We start from the raw sequence: 18794 nt of genomic DNA on the forward strand, positions 1-18794 counted from the left end.
GGATATGACAAAAGCGTGGATGTTCATAAACAGGGGCTGGTCTGGCCTTGGCAGTGCTGACGTCGGGTCGCTTGTTCACCCGCAATATGACACTGCCGTGACTTGGCCGGATGCCCCGATAACCGCCTTATGCTGCGTGCAAGGCACAGTCCGGCGTTGCATGATCGGGCGCGGCATCCTCGCTCTCTACTGGTCTCATTTCAAATCGCGCCACCATTTCGCGCAGCTTGTCCGCCTCGACCTTGAGGGCGCGGGCAGTGGCGGTACATTCTTCGCCCATGGATGCGTTTTGCTGCGTCATGCGGTCGATGGACCGGATCGCTTCGTCGACATGCCGGACCCCGCTTTCCTGATCCGCTGCCGCGCCCACAATGCCCTCGATCAGCCCTGATACATGGCCGACGCGCTCGACTATCGCCTGAAAGGCATCTCCGCACTGACGGACCAGCGCCACGCCGCCGCCGATATGCTCGCTGCTCTCGCCGATCAGCTCCTTGATTTCACGCGCAGCATCTGCGCAGCGTTGAGCCAGCGCGCGGACCTCAGTGGCAACCACAGCAAAGCCCTTGCCCGCATCCCCCGCACGCGCCGCCTCAATGCCGGCATTCAGAGCCAGCAGGTTGGTCTGATAGGCGATGCCATCAATCACATTCGTGATCCGGGTTATGGAGGCGGCGCTTCGCTCGATCTCGCCCATGGCGGTGATAGCCTCGCTCACCACATGTTCGTTGGTATCCGCCTGCTGCTGAACCTCGTCGACGATGCTGGATACATGGCGTGAGGATATCACCGCCTGCTGCGCCCGCTCTGCAAGTTGCCGGGTGGTGGCGGAAATGGTTTGCAGATTCTCTGCCTGCATCTCGGTGCGCTGGGTAAGGTCGTGGGTGGCGGTGCCGATTTCATTCGCGCTGGCGTTGAGTGCCTGTGTAGCGACATGAACATGACTTATGGCGCTTTCAACGGATTCCACAGCGCTGTGATAATCCTCTCTCAGCGCTTCATAGTCGTGCGGGAAATCATCCGGGATGCGGTATCCCAGTTTGCCCTGGCGAAGCCGGTCCAGCCCGGCGCCCAGCTCTGCGACCACTTTCTGCTGTATTTCCATGGCTGCGCGCGCCTCTGTTTCGGCCTTGGTGCGCACATAGCCGACAATACCACCCAGCGCGCGATTGATCGCGCCTATCTCGTCGCGCCGCCCGGCGGATATGTCATCGAACCGCATGTCACCGGTCGCCATCCTGTCCATCTGCTGTGAAAGATTGACGATAGGGCGCAACACGCGCCAGCGCACGATGCCACAAAAGGCCAGCACCAGCACAAAAAGGCTCACCACCAACATACCAAGCACCACCATCGTCGCGCGGAGGCGTTGCGCGGCATTCTCTCTCAACCGCTCCTGATAGTCTGTAGCGAGCGTCACGGTGTTGATTACGGCCTGGCGGTGCTCATCAAATGCGGTGGTCAGGTGCCAGAAGGCGCGGTCGGTGGCTTCGCGGTCGCCGGAGCGGACGGCCGGCAAAAACTTGGTGTCCAGCGCCTCCCAAAACTGCATCGCCGTGTCGTGGGTCGCATGGGTGATGCGCTCATGCAGGACCGGATCGAAAGAATGGGCCTTCCAATAGGCATGGCGGGCGTCATATTCGGCACGCAACTCCTTCAGCCGCTTCTCATGCATGGCCAGACTGGCAGGTTCCTGCACCAGCAGGGCAGCTTCAAGATACGGCTCGATGACGTAAGCGGAGGGTGGAATAATATCGGCAATCAGGTCCGATGCGCTCTGAATATTGGTCTGGATAGGCCCGCCCATCCGAATTTCGTTGATGCGGACCGTCCCCCAGACGATCCCCAGCGCCATCAGCACGATCATGATCAGCGCTGACACTGTAACCAGCTTACGAATTTCCACGCCCGCCCTCGCAATATGACAGTTTTGTTACAGATAATGCAGCATTTTCAGTGCATTACACGGCACATCTCTGCAAAGTCGCATGCGGCATTTGAGTAAAAATTGCCTTAAAGCGCGCAGATAAACGGTCGCGCGTGACTTGTCTGGTTTGATTCTGCGCGCTGCGATTGATCGGGCCTGACCCTGATCACATCACATGCGATGTATAGTCTTCGTTGCGGGGGGCAGGCTGGCCCATGCCGCCGCTGTGCTGAGCGATGAGCGCTATGCAGTCCTGCGGGAAATGAAGGTGCTTGATGTCTGATACAAAAGCACATTCGCCCGATGAGATGACGCCTCCACGCATGCCGAGCGCTTTTGAGACAGGCATCACATAAAATGGAGCGTGCGCAAAGGCTGTTGCAAGCTCACCGGAAGGTGGCCCTGCCAGCCGTGCCAGCGCGAAATGCGGGCCGTATACCAGCATCATTTCACCCGAAGTGCCCATGCGGGCATGGCGCGCGGCATCATAAGGCGTTCGTCTTGCCACTGCGAGTGCGGCATCGAGATGCAGTTCGCGCGGGCGGCCATAGTCATAAAGGCGGTAGGTGATGTCGCTGTTCTGCTGAACCTCGATCAGGCTGACGCCTGCGCCAATGGCGTGGACCGTGTTGGCGGGGATATAAAAGAAATCTCCGGGCTGTACCGTGTGCCACTGCAGCATATGCTCGATCCGCCCATCGAGCGCGGCAGCGCGCAGCATGTCTTCGCTATATTCCCGGTCGAATCCGATGCCAAGGCGCGCGCCCGGCTGTGCGGCAATGACCAGCCAACATTCTTCCTTGCCCTGCCGCCCGATCCCCATTGCTTCGGTCTGGGCGTCCGACGGGTGGACCTGGACCGAGAGCTTCTCGCTGGTGAAGATGTATTTGATCAGAAGGCGGTCCAGCTCTGGCGGCGGAGTGAACCATATCTCGCCGATGCGCTGGCCGCGCGGGGCGACGAAGGGCGCAGGCAGATCATCGCGCCCCCAGGGCTTTTCAACCATATGGATCGGCAAGCGCAGGTGCGTCATATCAGCGTCTTCCATCTCATCACGATCGCAGAACATTGGTCTGAGCTGCGCTGAGGTGATCGCTAACGAAGCATTGCTACAGCATGATTGCCACTATCTGACGGTTCTGGGTCAAGCGCATCTGGGGCGACTGTCGGTGAAATCGCTTCGTCGTGAATCAGGGGTAATGACGCAAAAGAGTCATATTCGATAGATACTGGGAATTCCGTTGAACCATTCTGATCGTCATGCATCAGCCATGCATCGGGATGTATAATCGGGTTGCGAGTTTGAATAGGGTATTGGTGCGCGCATGATGCCTTGAGGCCGAATGTGCATGGCAATACCGCGAAAATTGGCCCGCATTTCTGAAGAGACCGGACATGATCGACTTTAACGTTCAGGATCAGCTTGACTATGTGCCGCCCGCGCTGGTGCGCGTAGCCGCGATTGCAGACATTGTGGCGGAACTGGAAAAGCAGGGCGTGACCCTTGCTCCCAAGGCCTATGAACCGGGTGATCCTCAGGACTGGTCCAACAACCGTCTTGCGTCCTGAGCGCGGCCTCTACGCCAACGGATAGTGGCACCGTCAGGGTTATCCCCAAAGCTATGGAATTGCACGCAGACCCTCCTTACCCAGCCCAAGCCTGTAAGGACGAAAGCCTCTATCGCATCAGCCCGGATGCGGTCGATTGCCCGCTGGGCGATGGCCTTGCGTTGTTTGATCCGCGCGATGGCGCATCCTTCACGCTCAATCGCACGGGCGCTCTCATATGGAACAGTGCGCGTCAGCCCGTCACATTCTCCGCACTTCGGGCAATGTTGAATGTGGCCTGCAAGGGTGCGCCAGACGATATTGACGCAGACCTGCGCGCCATTGTCGATGCGCTGGTGAAAAGCGGGCTGTTCATAGCGGTTGCAGGCGCGGACGCGGAGGCCGACACGGCTCATGCCGCCTGAACAGGCGCTCTACCGCGCGTTCGATCTTGCGATTGCCTCGAAGATCGATCTGCCAGAACTGGATATTCTGTCCGGCGCGGCGGCGGGCGTTGCCCCGGATGTCGTCATCAGCCTGGGTGCTCTCGATAGCCCGATGCCGCCGCCAACCGAGTGGCGGTTGACCCGGTTTGCACCGAGCGAGGCCTATTTCGCGTGGCAGGGCATAGGCAAATTCTCTGTCAGAGGCGGAAACACGATCGCAATCGATCTGCTTCCCGGTGTCGATCACGCGGTACTTCGCCTGTTTCTGCTCGGCCCGGTGATGGCGGCGCTGTTGCATCAGCGGGGCGATCTGGTGCTGCATGGCAGTGCGGTGGAGATCGCGCCTGATCGGGCGGCGCTGTTTGTGGGGGATAATGGCGCGGGCAAGTCTACGCTGGCGGCGGCGTTTCTCAAGGCGGGCTACAGAGTGCTGAGCGATGATGTCATCGCGCTGGATGTTGTGGAGCCGATACGTGTGCGCGCGGCCTTTCCGGCGATGAAGCTCTCGCGTGCGGCGCTGGCTGCGCTGGAGCCGTTGCCGGGCGATGTGCTTGCGCCGGTTCATGCTGAAGCAGCCAAGCTGCGCTTCCGCTTTGCAGACGCAGGGGCCGGACACGCGACGCCTTTGTCACATATCTATGTGATACAGCGCGAGGCGGATGTCAGCATCAGCCCGCTTGATCCGGCAGAGCGGCTGGGGGCGCTGATGCGCTATTCCTATATGCCGAAATTCGGGGTGGAGCCGCTGTCCGGCCCCCGCTCAGCACCTTATTTCCGCCAGTGTGCTGCCGTCGCCAACAATATTCCTGTCAGTCTGCTTTTTGTGCCGCAAGGGTTCGGTGCGTTGTCTCAGGTGGTGGAAGCGGTGCGGGCAGACGTTCAGAAATAACGCTGGCGCACGATCACGGTGTCGCCCGGCTGCACGAGCGCATCATCGCTGATGTGACGGGGTTCGCTGTTCGGGGCGTTGTCAGGCCGCACGTCCATCTTCTTGCGATTGGCGCGATAGCTATAGCCCCCCGCCTGCGCGACAAGGCGGTAAACCGTCATCCCCTCGGCGTAGGGATATTGGCCGGGCTTCTGTACCTCACCCAAGATATAGACCGGGCGATATTCCGCCATATCGACCGTGACATTGGGGTTGAGGAAATATCCGTCAGCCAGGCGCCCTATGAGCAATGTGCTCACCTCGTCCAGCGTGAGGCCGCCCACGGCCACGCGGCCCAGCATGGGCAGGCCTATCTTGCCATCGCCGCCCACAGGATAGTCGCCGGAAAGCTTTTCGTTATTATAGATCGTGACCTTCAGCTTGTCGCCAGTGCCGATGCGATAGACCCGTTGCGCCGGGGCGGCGGGGGCAGGCGTTGCTCCTTCGGGCGCGGACGCTGCAAGCGTCTGGGCTTTTTCCTGCTTTACAGGCTTACTCTTGCCCGCAGGGCCGGGCGCGCGCCATTCGCTGGGGTCTTGCGCATAGGCCGCGTTCGTGCCGTGCCCCAGAGAAGGCACCAGCGACGCCATCATCAGCACAGAGGCAATGGGCAATGAGACGAATTTCATGAGGAGGGCCGCGCTCGCTAGCAGGTGTCCATTGAGCGCTCCCTTAGCAAGTGCAGCGTGAATGGGAAAGGGGCAAGGCGCAGTCCTGACCGATCCGTGCTCTTTTGGAGCATAAGAAAAAAGGCGAGTGAATCGTCAGATTACTGTCACAATAGGGAACGATAGCCCTCATATTTATGAGCGGGCCTGTTTCATCCTCTACGCGGTGTGTCGCCGCTATCGCGCTTGTCTCGTTCGCGTCATCCCATGCCCGCGCGCAAGACCTCTATGCGCCTTCGATACAGGAGGCCGCGCAGGCAGAGCATGAGCGGGAACTGGGCTGTATGGCGCAGGCTATCGTCTATGAAGCGGGGCTGGAGCCACTGGCCGGGCAGCAGGCAGTGGCGCAGGTTATCCTGAACCGGGCGCGTTCGGGCGTCTACCCCAAGACGGTGTGCGGTGTCGTCTATCAGGGATCGACCCGGCGGACCGGCTGCCAGTTCACCTTTACCTGCGATGGATCTCTGGCGAAACGGATGCCGGACCGGATCACCCTTGCCGCGCGCGCAGTGGCCGAAGATGCGTTGCAAGGCCGGCTACCGGACAGGGTGGGTGCGGCAACGCATTATCATGCCAGCTATGTCTCGCCGTATTGGGCGCCCAGCCTGACACGCGTCGGCCGGATCGGCGCACATATTTTCTATAGCTCAGGGGCGCTCAACCGTGCGCCTGGAGCCAGGGATGCCGCAAATGTCGATATGTCCGTGCGCATGACTCCCGCCCCTTCAGCGGATACCAGACCGTTCTCGCCGTGGGGATTGTCGCTATTGCCGAAGGTGGGCGAAAGCAGCCTGAATTAACCCTGTTATAAACGGGCTATGCTTTTCATCTGTGCGTTTTATTTGAAAATCGCGCCGTATTCGTGCTGATTTCATACGGATTACACTGGCGCGTAACAGCCCCGTCACATTGATTCACCATGTTGTGCCGCGTGAATTCTGACGCGCTGTATGGTGCGGCGCATAGCGGGGACTATCCATCATGCCGACTTATACCGGAACTTCGGGCGCAGACACATTTGCCGCCCCAGACAATCAGGATTGGATCATTGCGGGCCTTGGCGGCGCAGACGTGCTGTCCGGCGCGGGCGGCAATGACAGCATTTCCGGCGATGCGGGCAATGATACGCTCTCCGGCGGCGACGGCAACGACAGCTTCCTCATCGGCACGGGCCATGGCTTTGACAGCATTGACGGCGGCATCGGATACGACGCGATCAAGGCGCTGACCGACAATGTGACGATCGGCATCAAGATGCTGTCCGGCATCGAGGAAATTTCGGCCAACGGCTATGTCGGCGTCACTATTTCGGGCGATTCGAGCGACAATGTCTTCGATTTCACGAATGTCGTGCTGACCGGCATCGGGCAGATTCTCGGCGGCGGCGGCAACGACACCATCATCGGCAATGCGCTTGTCGCCAATGTCATCAACGGCGGCACTGGCAATGACATCATGGTCGGCGGCGCGGCGGACGATATCTTCTACGTCAGCAAAAATGCCGGGTTCGACAGCTTCGATGGCGGCCTTGGCAACGACATGATCGTCGCCGCAGAAGAAGGGGCCAGGATCAGCTTCGGCGCGATCACCAATGTCGAGACGATTTCGGGCGCGGCATTTTTCAACACCCAGATCATCGGGACTGCGGCCAATGATGTGATGGATTTCAGCACGATCACGCTTCAGAACATCGCCAATATCGATGGTGGAGACGGCAACGACACGATGATCGGCAGCGCCGGAGATAATATCCTGTCCGGTGGCGATGGTGACGATATCATCGATGGCGGCGCGGGCAATGACACGCTGGCCGGCGGCAAGGGCCGCGATGTCCTGAATGGCGGCGCAGGCGACGACAGCTTCATGATCAGCGGTGGCCCCGATATCTATAAGGGCGGCGCCGGTTATGATGCGCTCTACGCCGCGCAGAACGGCGCCAATCTTCAGCTCGATACGGGTTTGCTGAGCGGTATCGAAGAAATCTCGGCCAATGGCTTTGTCGGCATGACGATCAGCGCTGCCAACGCGGCTGGCAGCACGATCGACCTGCGCCGCATTTTCATCACCGATGACGATATTGCCTCGATCAATGGCGGCAACGGCGCCGACACCATTTTCGGTTCCAAGACCTACGATTATATCTTTGCCGGGCTGGGCGACGATACCGTCAACGGTTTTCTGGGCGATGACGAAATACACGGCGGTGGCGGTCATGACACGATCATGGGCGGCAATGGCTATGACGTGATCTTCGGCGATGCGGGCAACGACATACTGAACGGCGGCGCGCAGGATGACATTCTATGGGGTGGCTCTGGCGATGATATGTTCATTGCAGGCGCGAACAGCGGCTTTGATGAATATCATGGCGAGAACGGCATCGACACGCTGGTTGCCGAGGCCGGGCAGAAGCTCATCCGCGCGACCAAGATCGACGGCATCGAAACCATCTCGTGGGATGGCTCCAGGCTGGTCACGATCCAGGGTGGCTTTGGTGACGAGTTCTTCGATTTCGCTACGGTAACGCTGGTCGGCGTAAGCGCGATCAAAGGCGGCTTCGGCAACGACATCATTCATGGTTCGTCGCTGGGGGATGTCATCAACGGCGAAGTCGGCGTGGATACGCTCTCCGGCGGCCTGGGTGACGACACCATCACCGGCGACGCCGATTTCGATTTCCTGACCGGCGGGCTGGGCAACGATATCTTCCGCGATACCGCCGTCGGCCTCAACGGTGACACCATCACCGATTTCACGGCGGGCGATGCCATCCAGATCATCAACGCCAAGGATTTCACCAAGGTGGTGCTGAGCTATACCGACGATGGCAGCGGCCTTGCCGGTACGCTGCACGTCGATGGCGTGGGCGGCCTTGCTGGCGGCGGCATCGATATCCACCTCATCGGCGCGTATGCCAACGCCACCTTCCAGGTGACGAGCGATGGCGCCAACGGTGCGCTGATCCTGATCTGATTTGCTACCCGCACTGAGGGAGGCTTTGCTTCCCTCAGTAGCGCTCTTTCAGCGCATAAGGGCTGGCCGCACGGCCGGTCAGTATCACGATCTGGCGCAGCCTTGCGCGCGCCGTCTGCCCCAGCCGCGCCTCCACCTCTATCGTCAGCGGACGCCCGACCAGCGCGCCCTGCTGCCCGATCTCCAGCGCGGTGCGCTGCCCGGCCAGTTCGCGCTGGCGATTGAGCAGGTCAATCGCTCCGCCTTCCTCCCCCTCGATCACGCGGATCGCCATCAGCGAGGCGTGGGCAGGCTCGAAGCTGCCGACGCCATAATGCACGGTCGCCACGCTTTCCAGCCTGTCGGCCAGCGCCTTGCCGACCCCGCGGATCAGCGCGACTTCGGCGACCGAGCGCAGCCCGCCGTCGCGCGGGTGGATGCGCATGGGCGCGTAATAGGCCCGTTCCGCGCCATTGGGGCGGGGGTCTTCATCCTCGTCAATCCAGTCGAGGAACGAATCGGTCGCGACGTCGAGCCGTTCGCCCGTCAGGCCCAGTTCGGCGAACATGCGCTGCGCCTGTCGGCGCTCCAGCGCGTTGAGGGGGATTTTGCCGCGCTCGTCCTGGATCGCAATGGCGAGCGCCGCATCACCAAAGCGCAGCCGCCGCACTCGCCCGTCAATCGGCACCGCGCCGCCCGGCCCGCCATTCACCAGATCCCGCAGCGCGATCGCCAGACCGGCTTCGGCCGCCGCGCCTGCCCGCGCCCGGTCCGCTTCGGCCGAAGCAGCAACGATCGTGCCGCGGCTCCCCTCTATCACCATCAGCGCGATCAGCGCGAAGACGAGGATGCTTGCCACCGCCGCGACCAGCGCATAGCCCGCCTCGTCCGCTCGCGGCTGCCCGATCAGGGGATTATGCCTTTGCTGCGGAATGGCTCCAGCGTACGCAGCTTGGCGCGCAGTTCCTCGGTCACGGCGCGTCCGTCATCCAGAGTGCGCAGTACATGCGGCTTCAGGATGATGAGCAGTTCGGTGCGGTTGTCGATATTGTTATGGCTGCCGAACAACGCGCCAAGAACCGGGATGCGCGATACGACCGGCAAGCCATTTTTGCCGAGAGTCTTGGAGTTTCTGAACAGCCCGCCCAGCGCGATCACCTGCCCATCCTGCACGGCAATAGAGGTGGAGATACGCCGGGTGGAGATGGTGGGGGAGTCGATGCCCGAAGTCTGGTTGGTGGCGACATCGCTCACCTCCTGCGCGATATCGAGCAACACCAGCCCGCTGGCGTTGACGCGCGGCGTGACCTTCAGGATGACCCCGGTATCCCGATATTCCACCGAGTTGACGACCGAGCCGTTGTTGGAATTGAGATTGGTGGCGGACTGGGTGGAAATGGGCACCTGATCGCCCACCTGCAGCGCGGCCGTCTGGTTGTTGAGCACCAGCAGCTTGGGCGCAGAGATCACCTTGATGTTGGTGCGCTTTTCCAGTGCGTTCAATGTGGCGCTGATGTCGCTGTTGTTGGAATAGAAATAGGAAAAGCCGGGGAAGGTGCGGGTGAGGGCCGAGGTCGTGCCCTCGCTCAATATCGCCTCGCTATTGCCGGACTGAAAGTTCCACTGCACGCCATATTTGAGGTTGTCGGTCAGGCTCACTTCGGTAATCGCCGCCTCGATCATCACCTGAAACGGCAATATGTCGAGCTTGCGCAGCGCTTCCTCGACCACGGCATAATCGCGCGGGGTGCCATAAACGAGGATGGCGTTGTTGGTTTCGTCGGCGGAGATCGAAATAGCGAGGCCGTTTGCGCCGGATGCCTTTTGGGAGGCGGGCGTCTTGGCCAGAGTGCCTGCGGGTTGCGACGGGCCTGCCGCCGTCGCAGCCGGGTCTGCCGCAAAGGGATCGGCAGGCGGAGCGCTGTCTCCGCTGCCCGATCCGCTGCCAAAGGCGGTGTTCAGCGTCTTCGCCAGATCGCGCGCGCGGCCGTTCTGCACCGGATAGACGAACAGACGGCGCTCGTTGTTCTCGCCCTCGCGGTCGAGGATTTCCACCCACCGCTTCACGTCGTCCAGATATTGCGGCTGGGCACTGATGGCGAGGATGCCATTGAGCTTCTCCATGCCTATGATGCGGACGAGGCCGCGCGTCGGCGCGCTGGGATCGTTGATCAGCTTGTCCAGCTCCGGCGCGATCAGGCGGCTGTCGGTCCTCTGCGGCACATAGAGCGCGAAGCTCATGTTGCGCAGCCAGTTGACATCGAACTGCGCCAATATGTCTCGCACGGCGGTGCGCTGGCCCGTGGTCCCCGCGATCACCAGCATGTTGCGCCCCGGGTCTATCGAGGCAACAGTGCCGGGCAGCAGGGAGTCGAGCAGCCGCTTCAGTTCCTCGGCATTGACGAACTTCAGCGTGATGATTTCCGTGCCATAGCCGGTAGCGCCGGGCGCAATCGTGCCGACAGCGCCCGGCGATGTGGCAGCGGTGATCTGGAAGCCGCGCCCCTGCGGCACCAGCGCGAGGTTGGCGGCCCGCAGCGCGCGCTCGAACACCTCCAGCACCGAAGACCGAGCGACCGCCGACGCTGTAACGACCGAGACAGTCCCGGTGACGGAGGGATCGACCGCATATTCAAGGCGCAGCATGTCACCTAGGATCGCTTTCGCCGCGACGCGCACATCGGCATTGGGAAAGTTGAGCGTGATGTCGCCGCTGCGGGGCGCGATCTGGGCCGATCGCGGCACGACCGGGGCGGCCTGCTGGCCGGGCACGATCGTCGCGCTTGCGCTGGGGCCGTTGAGCAGGCCGTCGGCCTCGTCATGAGACAAGGGCCTGCTTTCAACCGGCGGCAGCGGCTCGATCCGCTTCTCCTGACAGGCGGAGAGCAGCAAGGGCGCACAGAGGCCCGCCAGCAAGAGGTTTTTATGGGTTACGGGATGCATGGCGACCTCATTCTTCTTCGGTTTCTTCGTCTTCATCGCCGCCGGAACTGACAGAGGCGGACGTGGCGCTTCCATAGTCGATGACGCGTTTCTCGCCGCCGCGCACGAAGGTGGCGCCCGTGGCCGAAAGTCCCGCCAGCCGCCAGCCCTGATAGCTTCCGCCCAGGCCCATCGTACGGACGGTCCCATCGGGCAGACGCAGGAACAGCCGTACCGAGCGCCCGCGCGCGATCATGCCGACCGGCACCGCCCCTTCGAGCGGGCCGATGTCGGTGGCGTCGCCTATGACTATAGGCCGAGCCTCCATTGAGCGGGTGGGCGAAAACAGCGGGCGAGCGAGAATGACGGGCGGCGCATCCCGGTGGCGGACAGCCGCTTCGGCCAGAGCGGGCGCGACGCGGCCCACGCCTTCCTCCGGCAGGCTGTCATCGCGCACCAGCACCAGTTGCAGCACAGCCGCCGCCACCAACAGCGCCAGCAGCGCCGCGGGCAGCAATGTGCCATCCTCAGCGCGCGGCGGGGAGAGTGGGAACCGAAGCTTCAAGGCGTATGTCCAAAATATCGAGCCGTCCCGTTTCCATCGCCTTGTCGGCAGAGACGCGGAGCGATTCGGTGATGAGATAGGGCGGGCTGTTGTCGAGTGTGCCAAGCATGGCCTGGAGCTGGGGCAGGGTCATCCGCCCCTGCACCCACGCTCGCGCCGAACCGGCAGGCGAGGGCACGTCCTGCACGGCGCTGACCGAGCCTCCGGCTTGCGCAAACTCCTTGCGCAGCCGCTCGCGCAGCCTGTCTCGCGCCAGATTGGCGTTGGGCGCGGCGAGGAAGAAGCTGTCCTTGAGCGCGCCTTGCGTCTCCGCTCGGCGGCGCTGGGCGGGAATGGCGTTGATGAGGCGGCTGTTGCGCTGATAGGCGGCGCTCAGCGTGTCCCGCTCGGCCGCGCGCTCGGTAAAGCCATTGAGCAACGGCGCGACGACGAGCAGCCAGACCAGCGCCACCGCCAACACGGCAAGAGCGATCGCGATGAGCCTGCGCTCGCGCAGAGACAGCGCCCTCATGGCTTGCCCGCCACAATATCTGCGCTGATGTCGAACGGCTGGCCGATGGGAATATCCGCCTGCACATCCGCCGCTGAGGGGCGCACATTCGTGAAACGCTCGTTCTTGCTCAGCGCCGCAACCACATCGGTCGGCGGGCGCAGATAGCCCGCGATGCGCAGCGCCCGGCCATCCCAGTCATAGCGCTGAACCCACGCGCTGTCCGGCAGGGCGGAGGTGGTTGCGGCGAGATCTCCGAGCGCGTTCTGCTGAGTGCGCCGGGCTATGGTAGTGCGCGCCGCCTGCTCGATGCTGGCGCTGCGCCCGGCTATGGCGCGATAGACCGCAACGGCGGGCGCCTGCGCATCCACCGCCGCTTGCAACCGCGCGACGCTCTGCTGATCCCGCCATACGAGCAGGCCGATGTTGAGCAGGAAGGCGAAGCCCACAAGGCTCCACCACAGCAGCGGCTGCTGGCTCTGCGGCGGCAATATGCCCTCGGCGCGGAGTTGCGGCGCGAAATCGAACGTCGTCTGTTCCGGCGATGGTGGATCGATAAGCGTGATGCGTGCCGGCTCCAGCCCGGCGGCGCGCGCGGCGGAAAGGGCGTGCAAAATCGTCTCGCGATGCAGCGCGGCCACGCGCATGGCGGTCACGCTCGCGCCCGCCTCGCGCCTGCCCGCCTCCGCATCGACGATCAGGCTGGCGTCAGAAAGGGGAAACAGCCGCCCGGCTTCCAGCGCCAGATACTGCCGCATGTCTGCCTTGCTCATTGCGGGCAGATTTACCTCCCGCATCAATGCGAGTGAGGCGGGCAGGGCAAGGTTGGTGGGGCATGGCTGGTCCGTGCTGCCCTGCTTGCCGCGCACGACCTCGATTGTTCCATCGGCCTGATAGCAGGCGAGCGGCCCATCCCCGCGCCGTGCGCGCCGCAACGAGGGCGGAACCATGGCCGAGAGTTCGTCCAGCCACCAGCGCCAGCCCTCGCGCAGCCAGCCCGCCAGCGTCGCCATATCGGCGTTGAGGATGGATGCGGGCTTCATGCGCGGTTGCCGCAGTTCCGGGTCTGGGTTTCCGGGTCGCATGCCAGATCGACCGAGACGGCGGGGCGGATGACAAGATCCGGCCACACGCGCGGATCGCCGGGCGCGAAGCCGACGCGGATGCGCACCAGCTCCGGCGCGGTGGCGTTGTCGTCCCAGAAGCTGCGCCAGCTGCGCAGCGGCCCGGCCTTGCCCGCGCCATAATAGCTGATGGAAAGCGAGGTCGCCCCGCCGATCAGGCGGCTGGCCTTCCACCCGGTCACGCCATAAGAGCGCAGGTCAAAGCTGTCAGTCAGCTCTGGCGCGCGGAACAGGATGAGATCGCCTGTCGCGCTCAGCACCAGCCGGTATTTCTGCACGCCGCTGGTCGGGTCTCCCGCAGGCGGCACGGCGAAGAAATCGAACCTGCCTTCGGTCCCGCCCACGTCCATCATCGGATCGCTGCTATCCAGGCGCCGTACGGGGCGCAGGCCTTCGATGCGGTGGCGCAGGATCGTTTGCGCGGCGCTGATCTCGCTGGCGGCGCCGTCTGCCTGCTCGGCGCGGCGGGCGAGCGTCCCCGCGCTCACCACGCCACCCAGCAACAGGGTAGCGACCATCGAGAGGATCGCCAGCGACACCAGCAGCTCTATGAGGGTGAAGCCCCGTTCATTGGGAAGTCGAGTGGCGGGCGTCATGACGTCAGCCTCAGCGTCTGGAGGGTGAAGCCGCCAGTGCCTTCATCCTTCGCGCCGACCGTCACCATCACCCGCATCAGGGCGGGATCGTCGTTCGGCCCTGCGCCGTCGCCGCGATAGCGCTCAACCTCGATCCGCCAGCGCAAGCCGCGCTCGCCGCCATCGGTCACGCCCGGCGCCAGTGCGATATCCGCGCCAACCCGCGCCAGCACAGACTGCGCGACGAGCACCGCCTCGCGCTGGCCCTCCAGCCGATTGGCAGCGCGCGCATGGGTCTGCATCGCCTGATAGGTGACGCCCAGCATCGCCATGACGATGGCACAGGCGATCAGCACCTCCAGCAGCGCGACCCCGCGTTCGCCAGCACAGGGCAGGGCGGGGCGGCTCATCGGATCAGCCCGATCAGTCCGGTATCGGTCGATACGCTGATGGTCGCGCGCCTTCCCGATCCCGCTTCGATAAGGATGCGCCCGCCGCTGGAGCTGCCATCGCCGAAGAAGAAGATCTGATCGCTGCCTTCACCAAACCGGACAGAGGGATGCAGCCTTCCCGCTGGGGCGCCGGGCCGGGCATAATCGCCGGTGTCACGCATCACGGCAAAGCGCGCGGGTGCGCCCGTGCGCAGCGCCTGCGCCCGCGCATCTTCCAGTGCGGCCTGCACCGCGACGGCGGAGGACTGCATCCGCCATGCGGACAGCGATTGCTCTATCCTGGGAAATCCGATCCCCGCGACCAGCGCCGACACAGCGACCACGACCAGTGCCTCGATTAGCGTGAAGCCGTGTTCGGCGGAACGCCTCGCAAACGTGAAGCCGTGTTCGGCGGAACGCCTCGCAAACGTGAAGCCGTGTTCGGCGGAACGCCTCGCAAACGTGAAGCCGTGTTCGGCGGAACGCCTCGCAAACGTGAAGCCCAGTTCTCTAAACGGACGCGGCCTATTACCAATTCCCGACATCCCTGGCCTCTCCGGTCCCGCCTTCCGCACCATCTGACCCCAGCGTAAACACATCCACTTCGCTGTGTTTGCCCGGCGTGAGGAAGCGATAGGGCTTGCCCCACGGATCGGTGATGGCGGTCGCATCGGGGAGATAAGGGCCGTTCCAGTTGGGCACGGTGGCCGGCTGCTTCACCAGCGCCTCCAGCCCTTCCTGCGCGGTCGGATAGCGCCCGGCATCGAGGCGGAAAAGCTGGAGCGACGCGGCAATGTTCTTGACCTGCACCTGCGCCGTCCCGCTGCGCGAGGAGCCGAGATATTTGATGACCTGCGGCCCGACGATGGCGGCGAGCAGGCCCATGATGGAGAGGACCACCAGAAGCTCCAGCAGCGTGAACCCGTTTTTCGCCCGTTTCTTGGTATTTTTCACTGTTTTCATTGCCCAACCGCCAAATCGTTAAAGCCCAGAATAGCCGTCATAATTGACGCAATTATTGCAGCGACTGCGCCGCCCAGCCCGATCGTGATCGCAGGGGTCAGGATGGCGACCAGCCGCTCGATCCTCCGCGTTACATCCCGCTCCAGCACATCCGCCAGCCGCTCCAGCATCATGCCGAGCTGCGAGGTTTCCTCGCCGGTGCGGAAGAAGCCGATGGCCATGCGCGGCAGCGCTCCGGTCGCGGCGATGAGCGGTGTGAGCGCGCCGCCCTCACGCACTTGCGCTGCGACATCGGCGATGGATGCGGATATGCTGTGGTTGGAGACAGAGCGACAGGCCATCGCCAGCGCATCGGGCAGCGGCACGCCACCCTCGATCAACCCTCCCAACGTGCGCGCGAGGCGTGACGCCTCGATAGCGCGGACCAGCGGGCCTATCTGCGGCAAGCGCAGCATGAGCCTGTCCCGCGCGATGCGCGCGGCAGGCTGGCGGAGCAACTGGCGAAGGCCGAGCAGGCTCGCTCCGCCCAGCGCCGCTATGATCAGCCCATGCGCGCGCAAGCCTTGGCTGGCGGCCATCAGCGCGCGCGATGACGCGGGCAGCCTCTCCTGCGCGGTGGCGAACAGGCTCTCGAACTGAGGCACGACATAGAGCAGCATGACGAGGATCACCGCGCCGGCCAACAGCATCAGCGCTGCGGGATAGATCATCGCGCCGCCAATCAGCCGTCGCATCTCCTCCTCCTGCGCGAAGATGCGCGCGATGCGGGCCAGCGCATCGCCGAGCTTGCCATTCGCCTCGCCCGCCTCGATCACCGCCTGCGCGCTGGGCGGGAACAGGGCGGGCTGTTCGGTCATGGCCTGAGACAAGGGTGTGCCCTCGCGCACCTGCGCCAGCAGGCGGCGGAAAGCGTCGAGCACGGCTGGCCGTTCGATCGTATCGAGGCCAAGTGCCAGCGCACGATCGAGCGGGATGCCCGCATTCAGCAGTACGCCCAGCTCGCCCAAGGATCGGGCGATGTCTGCCCGCGTGCGCGCATCGGCCTTCATTTTTGGCTTCTGCGCGGTGCTTGGCAGGCTCTCGGTGATCTCTACCGGCACGAGGCCGAGGCTGCGGACGCGCTGCACCGCTTCCGCCTTGTCGCGGGCCTGCACCTCGCCGGTGTTGGCCTGCCCCTGCCGCGTTACGCCCCGATAGGCAAAGCTCGCCATGCGCATCAGCCCTCGTTCGCCACGCGCAACACTTCGGCAAGGCTCGTCTGGCCCGCCGCAGCCTTGGCGATGCCATCGGCGAGCAGGCTGCGCATGCCGGATTGCATCGCCTCTGCGGCGATCTCGCGCCCGTCGGCATTGCGAAGGATCATCCGGCCGATCGTATCCGTCACCACCAGCAGCTCGTGCAGCGCCACACGCCCTTTATAGCCGCTGCCGCCGCAGGCGTCGCACCCGGCCCCACGATAGAGCATGGCTGGCGCAGCTATCCCTTGTTCGTTCGCAAGGTTGACCGCTGCCTCTGTGTCGATAACGGATGGTTCCTTGCATGTGCCGCACAGCCTTCGCACCAGCCGCTGCGCCAGCACGCCGTTCAGCACCGAGCTGAGCAGAAACGGCTCCACACCCATATCGAGCAGACGGCCAACCGCGCCCACCGCCGTGTTGGTGTGCAAGGTAGAGAGAATGACATGGCCGGTGAGCGCCGCCTGCACCGCGATCTGCGCCGTCTCGCCATCGCGGATTTCGCCTACCATCATCACGTCCGGGTCTTGGCGCAGGAACGAGCGCAAGGCGCTGCTGAAGCTGAAGCCGATGCCGGGGTTCACCTGCGTCTGGATCACGCCGGGCAGGCGATATTCGATCGGGTCTTCCACCGTAAGCAGCTTGCGCCCGCGCTCGTTCAACTCGGCCAGCGCGGCATAAAGCGTCGTCGTCTTGCCGCTGCCTGTCGGGCCGGTGACGAGCACGATGCCATGCGGGCGGTGCAGCGCGCGGCGGAATTCCTCGGTCAGCGCCGGGTCAAAGCCAAGCGTGCCAAAATCGAGCGCGAGGTTGGAGCGATCCAACACGCGCAGCACCACGCTCTCGCCATGAATCGAGGGTGCGGTAGCAACGCGCAGGTCTATCTCGTGCCCGCGCACGGCGAGGCGCAGGCGCCCATCCTGCGGCAACCGGCGCTCGGCGATGTTCAGCCCCGCCATCACCTTGATGCGCGAGACAAGCGGCGCGCGCATGGCTGCGGGCAGGGCGGGCCTGTCCTGCAATACGCCATCGAGCCGAAAGCGGATGGCGAGGCGGTCATCGGTCGGTTCGATATGGATGTCTGACGCGCGGGCATCGACGGCCTCGGCGATCAGGCGGTTGACGGCGCGGATAACCGGCGCGTCGCTCACCAGATCCTTCATCCGTTCGAGGTCATCCTCGTCTATGCCGCTTTCGTCGCTGCCAGCGTCGGGTGTAGACCGGCCATAAAGCCGCTCTGTGGCGGCGTCGATGTCGCTGGGCAGGGCGATGACCGCGCGGACAGGCTTGCCGAACACGAAGCGCATGGCTTCGCTTGCGAAGCTGTCGAGCGGGTTGGCGAGCGCGACGGTGAGTGCCTGATCATCCAGCGCGACCGGGACGACGCGCATATCATGCAGAAAATCAGGCGAGAGCGCCCGCCCTGCCACCGGTGTGTCCGGCAGATCGGCGGCGGAGAGCAGCGGCAGCCCGGTGGCGCGGGCAAACATCTGTGCCAGCGCGCTTTCGGATGCCAGGCCCAGGCGGGTGATGACTGCCTCAAGCCGTTCGCCGCTTTCCTGCCCTACCAGCCGGGCGCGGGACAGCGCCTCTTCGCTCAGCACATGCTCGGCGATCAGCAGGTCTTCAAGCGTGAGGTTTTCGAGCGCGCGCGCGCGCGAACCAAGTCCATCTGCGGACAGCGGCGAAACGGGCGCTGTTTCCTTGTTGAATAAGGCCATAACCCACTACCCGCAATGAACAGAGAATCATCGCCCCGCCCTCACCGGGAGCCATGAACGAAACTCGCTATTGACGGTTAGTGTGTCAGTTTTGTGAAATACTTGTTTCATCATTACGTCATAAATATTGAATGCACCATAATGATCCGTGACTGGGATTATTACATCAAACTTTCTTCATGGCATCATTAATCCGTCATGATTCGTGCCTAGTACTTCGCTCGCCAAAGGTTAACGGAACGGATTCGGCAAGGGGGCGGGACGCCAGATTTGCCGGTTTATTCGGTTGGCTATTTGGC

General features: G+C 63.3%; 19 protein-coding genes. 5 read left to right on the forward strand and 14 right to left on the reverse strand.

The features are described from left to right. Positions 1-127: 127 nt before the first annotated feature. On the reverse strand, positions 128-1906 hold the full coding sequence (locus EQG66_RS04920; protein WP_129403419.1) for a methyl-accepting chemotaxis protein: 1779 nt from the start codon (positions 1904-1906) through the stop codon (positions 128-130). Positions 1907-2093: 187 nt separating this feature from the next. Beyond that, positions 2094-2960 (reverse strand): class I mannose-6-phosphate isomerase, encoded by an 867-nt coding sequence (locus tag EQG66_RS04925; protein ID WP_129403420.1) that lies wholly within the window; start codon positions 2958-2960, stop codon positions 2094-2096. A gap of 362 nt (positions 2961-3322) precedes the next feature. Between EQG66_RS04925 and EQG66_RS15275 the strand changes: the two genes are divergently transcribed. The 3 genes from EQG66_RS15275 to EQG66_RS04935 are packed head-to-tail and all read left to right on the forward strand — an operon-like array spanning position 3323 to position 4810. Next, the gene (locus EQG66_RS15275) at positions 3323-3496 is read left to right on the forward strand and encodes a hypothetical protein (RefSeq protein ID WP_164975586.1); all 174 of its coding nucleotides are present in this window, start codon (positions 3323-3325) and stop codon (positions 3494-3496) included. Between the two features lie 59 nt (positions 3497-3555). Next, entirely contained in the window at positions 3556-3900 is a 345-nt protein-coding gene (locus EQG66_RS04930) for a PqqD family protein (RefSeq protein ID WP_220428636.1), read from the forward strand. Then, entirely contained in the window at positions 3890-4810 is a 921-nt protein-coding gene (locus EQG66_RS04935) for a phosphoenolpyruvate carboxykinase (ATP) (RefSeq protein ID WP_129403422.1), read from the forward strand. Before EQG66_RS04930 ends, EQG66_RS04935 begins: the two co-directional genes overlap by 11 nt. Here the strand turns inward: EQG66_RS04935 and EQG66_RS04940 are convergent. After that, positions 4801-5478 carry a polysaccharide biosynthesis/export family protein gene (locus EQG66_RS04940; protein WP_129403423.1) on the reverse strand — a complete coding sequence of 226 codons (678 nt, stop codon included), beginning with the start codon at positions 5476-5478 and terminating at the stop codon, positions 4801-4803. The genes EQG66_RS04935 and EQG66_RS04940 overlap by 10 nt on opposite strands. Before the next feature lie 176 nt (positions 5479-5654). Between EQG66_RS04940 and EQG66_RS04945 the strand changes: the two genes are divergently transcribed. Both EQG66_RS04945 and EQG66_RS04950 read left to right on the forward strand, forming a co-directional pair. Next, positions 5655-6317, forward strand: coding sequence for a cell wall hydrolase (locus EQG66_RS04945; protein ID WP_129403424.1), 663 nt, complete (start codon positions 5655-5657; stop codon positions 6315-6317). 181 nt (positions 6318-6498) lie between these two features. Beyond that, entirely contained in the window at positions 6499-8490 is a 1992-nt protein-coding gene (locus tag EQG66_RS04950; protein WP_129403425.1) for a calcium-binding protein, read from the forward strand. Between the two features lie 34 nt (positions 8491-8524). Here the strand turns inward: EQG66_RS04950 and EQG66_RS04955 are convergent, their stop codons facing one another. Genes EQG66_RS04955 through EQG66_RS05000 form a run of 11 tightly spaced genes read right to left on the reverse strand, consistent with a single transcriptional unit; the run spans position 8525 to position 18495 of the window. Then, a complete protein-coding gene (locus EQG66_RS04955) occupies positions 8525-9328 on the reverse strand; it encodes a type II secretion system protein GspK (RefSeq protein WP_129403426.1) in 804 nt (267 codons plus the stop codon). A 47-nt stretch (positions 9329-9375) separates the two neighbouring features. Beyond that, the gene (gene gspD, locus EQG66_RS04960) at positions 9376-11412 is read right to left on the reverse strand and encodes a type II secretion system secretin GspD (RefSeq protein WP_164975587.1); all 2037 of its coding nucleotides are present in this window, start codon (positions 11410-11412) and stop codon (positions 9376-9378) included. A gap of 7 nt (positions 11413-11419) precedes the next feature. Further along, on the reverse strand, positions 11420-11956 hold the full coding sequence (locus EQG66_RS15280; RefSeq protein ID WP_164975588.1) for a hypothetical protein: 537 nt from the start codon (positions 11954-11956) through the stop codon (positions 11420-11422). Next, positions 11919-12467: a type II secretion system protein GspM gene (gspM, locus tag EQG66_RS04965; RefSeq protein WP_129403428.1), complete on the reverse strand. Its 549-nt coding sequence runs from the start codon at positions 12465-12467 to the stop codon at positions 11919-11921. The genes EQG66_RS15280 and gspM overlap by 38 nt, the downstream gene beginning before the upstream one ends. After that, a complete protein-coding gene (locus EQG66_RS04970; protein ID WP_129403429.1) occupies positions 12464-13489 on the reverse strand; it encodes a hypothetical protein in 1026 nt (341 codons plus the stop codon). The genes gspM and EQG66_RS04970 overlap by 4 nt, the downstream gene beginning before the upstream one ends. Further along, positions 13486-14166, reverse strand: coding sequence for a prepilin-type N-terminal cleavage/methylation domain-containing protein (locus EQG66_RS04975; RefSeq protein WP_129403430.1), 681 nt, complete (start codon positions 14164-14166; stop codon positions 13486-13488). Before EQG66_RS04975 ends, EQG66_RS04970 begins: the two co-directional genes overlap by 4 nt. Continuing rightward, positions 14163-14555: a hypothetical protein gene (locus tag EQG66_RS04980; protein WP_129403431.1), complete on the reverse strand. Its 393-nt coding sequence runs from the start codon at positions 14553-14555 to the stop codon at positions 14163-14165. The genes EQG66_RS04975 and EQG66_RS04980 overlap by 4 nt, the downstream gene beginning before the upstream one ends. After that, positions 14552-15121, reverse strand: coding sequence for a pilus assembly FimT family protein (locus tag EQG66_RS04985; RefSeq protein ID WP_129403432.1), 570 nt, complete (start codon positions 15119-15121; stop codon positions 14552-14554). The genes EQG66_RS04980 and EQG66_RS04985 overlap by 4 nt, the downstream gene beginning before the upstream one ends. After that, positions 15105-15539, reverse strand: coding sequence for a type II secretion system major pseudopilin GspG (gene gspG / locus EQG66_RS04990; RefSeq protein ID WP_181951779.1), 435 nt, complete (start codon positions 15537-15539; stop codon positions 15105-15107). The genes EQG66_RS04985 and gspG overlap by 17 nt, the downstream gene beginning before the upstream one ends. Then, positions 15536-16750 (reverse strand): type II secretion system F family protein, encoded by a 1215-nt coding sequence (locus EQG66_RS04995; protein ID WP_129403433.1) that lies wholly within the window; start codon positions 16748-16750, stop codon positions 15536-15538. Before EQG66_RS04995 ends, gspG begins: the two co-directional genes overlap by 4 nt. A 5-nt stretch (positions 16751-16755) precedes the next feature. Next, positions 16756-18495 carry a GspE/PulE family protein gene (locus tag EQG66_RS05000; RefSeq protein WP_129403434.1) on the reverse strand — a complete coding sequence of 580 codons (1740 nt, stop codon included), beginning with the start codon at positions 18493-18495 and terminating at the stop codon, positions 16756-16758. Between the last annotated feature and the right edge of the window lie 299 nt (positions 18496-18794).

The organism is Sphingobium fluviale (assembly GCF_004122115.1).
GTDB classification, from domain to species: domain Bacteria; phylum Pseudomonadota; class Alphaproteobacteria; order Sphingomonadales; family Sphingomonadaceae; genus Sphingobium; species Sphingobium fluviale.

Coding starts and splice junctions, on each gene's coding strand:
- EQG66_RS04925 (WP_129403420.1), bottom strand. CDS start 2,960: ATGACGCACCTGCGCTTGCCGATCCATATGGTTGAAAAGCCCTGGGGG.
- EQG66_RS15275 (WP_164975586.1), top strand. CDS start 3,323: ATGATCGACTTTAACGTTCAGGATCAGCTTGACTATGTGCCGCCCGCG.
- EQG66_RS04935 (WP_129403422.1), top strand. CDS start 3,890: ATGCCGCCTGAACAGGCGCTCTACCGCGCGTTCGATCTTGCGATTGCC.
- EQG66_RS04940 (WP_129403423.1), bottom strand. CDS start 5,478: ATGAAATTCGTCTCATTGCCCATTGCCTCTGTGCTGATGATGGCGTCG.
- EQG66_RS04945 (WP_129403424.1), top strand. CDS start 5,655: ATGAGCGGGCCTGTTTCATCCTCTACGCGGTGTGTCGCCGCTATCGCG.
- EQG66_RS04950 (WP_129403425.1), top strand. CDS start 6,499: ATGCCGACTTATACCGGAACTTCGGGCGCAGACACATTTGCCGCCCCA.
- gspD (WP_164975587.1), bottom strand. CDS start 11,412: ATGCATCCCGTAACCCATAAAAACCTCTTGCTGGCGGGCCTCTGTGCG.
- gspM (WP_129403428.1), bottom strand. CDS start 12,467: ATGAGGGCGCTGTCTCTGCGCGAGCGCAGGCTCATCGCGATCGCTCTT.
- EQG66_RS04970 (WP_129403429.1), bottom strand. CDS start 13,489: ATGAAGCCCGCATCCATCCTCAACGCCGATATGGCGACGCTGGCGGGC.
- EQG66_RS04975 (WP_129403430.1), bottom strand. CDS start 14,166: ATGACGCCCGCCACTCGACTTCCCAATGAACGGGGCTTCACCCTCATA.
- EQG66_RS04980 (WP_129403431.1), bottom strand. CDS start 14,555: ATGAGCCGCCCCGCCCTGCCCTGTGCTGGCGAACGCGGGGTCGCGCTG.
- EQG66_RS04985 (WP_129403432.1), bottom strand. CDS start 15,121: ATGTCGGGAATTGGTAATAGGCCGCGTCCGTTTAGAGAACTGGGCTTC.
- gspG (WP_181951779.1), bottom strand. CDS start 15,539: ATGAAAACAGTGAAAAATACCAAGAAACGGGCGAAAAACGGGTTCACG.
- EQG66_RS04995 (WP_129403433.1), bottom strand. CDS start 16,750: ATGGCGAGCTTTGCCTATCGGGGCGTAACGCGGCAGGGGCAGGCCAAC.
- EQG66_RS05000 (WP_129403434.1), bottom strand. CDS start 18,495: ATGGCCTTATTCAACAAGGAAACAGCGCCCGTTTCGCCGCTGTCCGCA.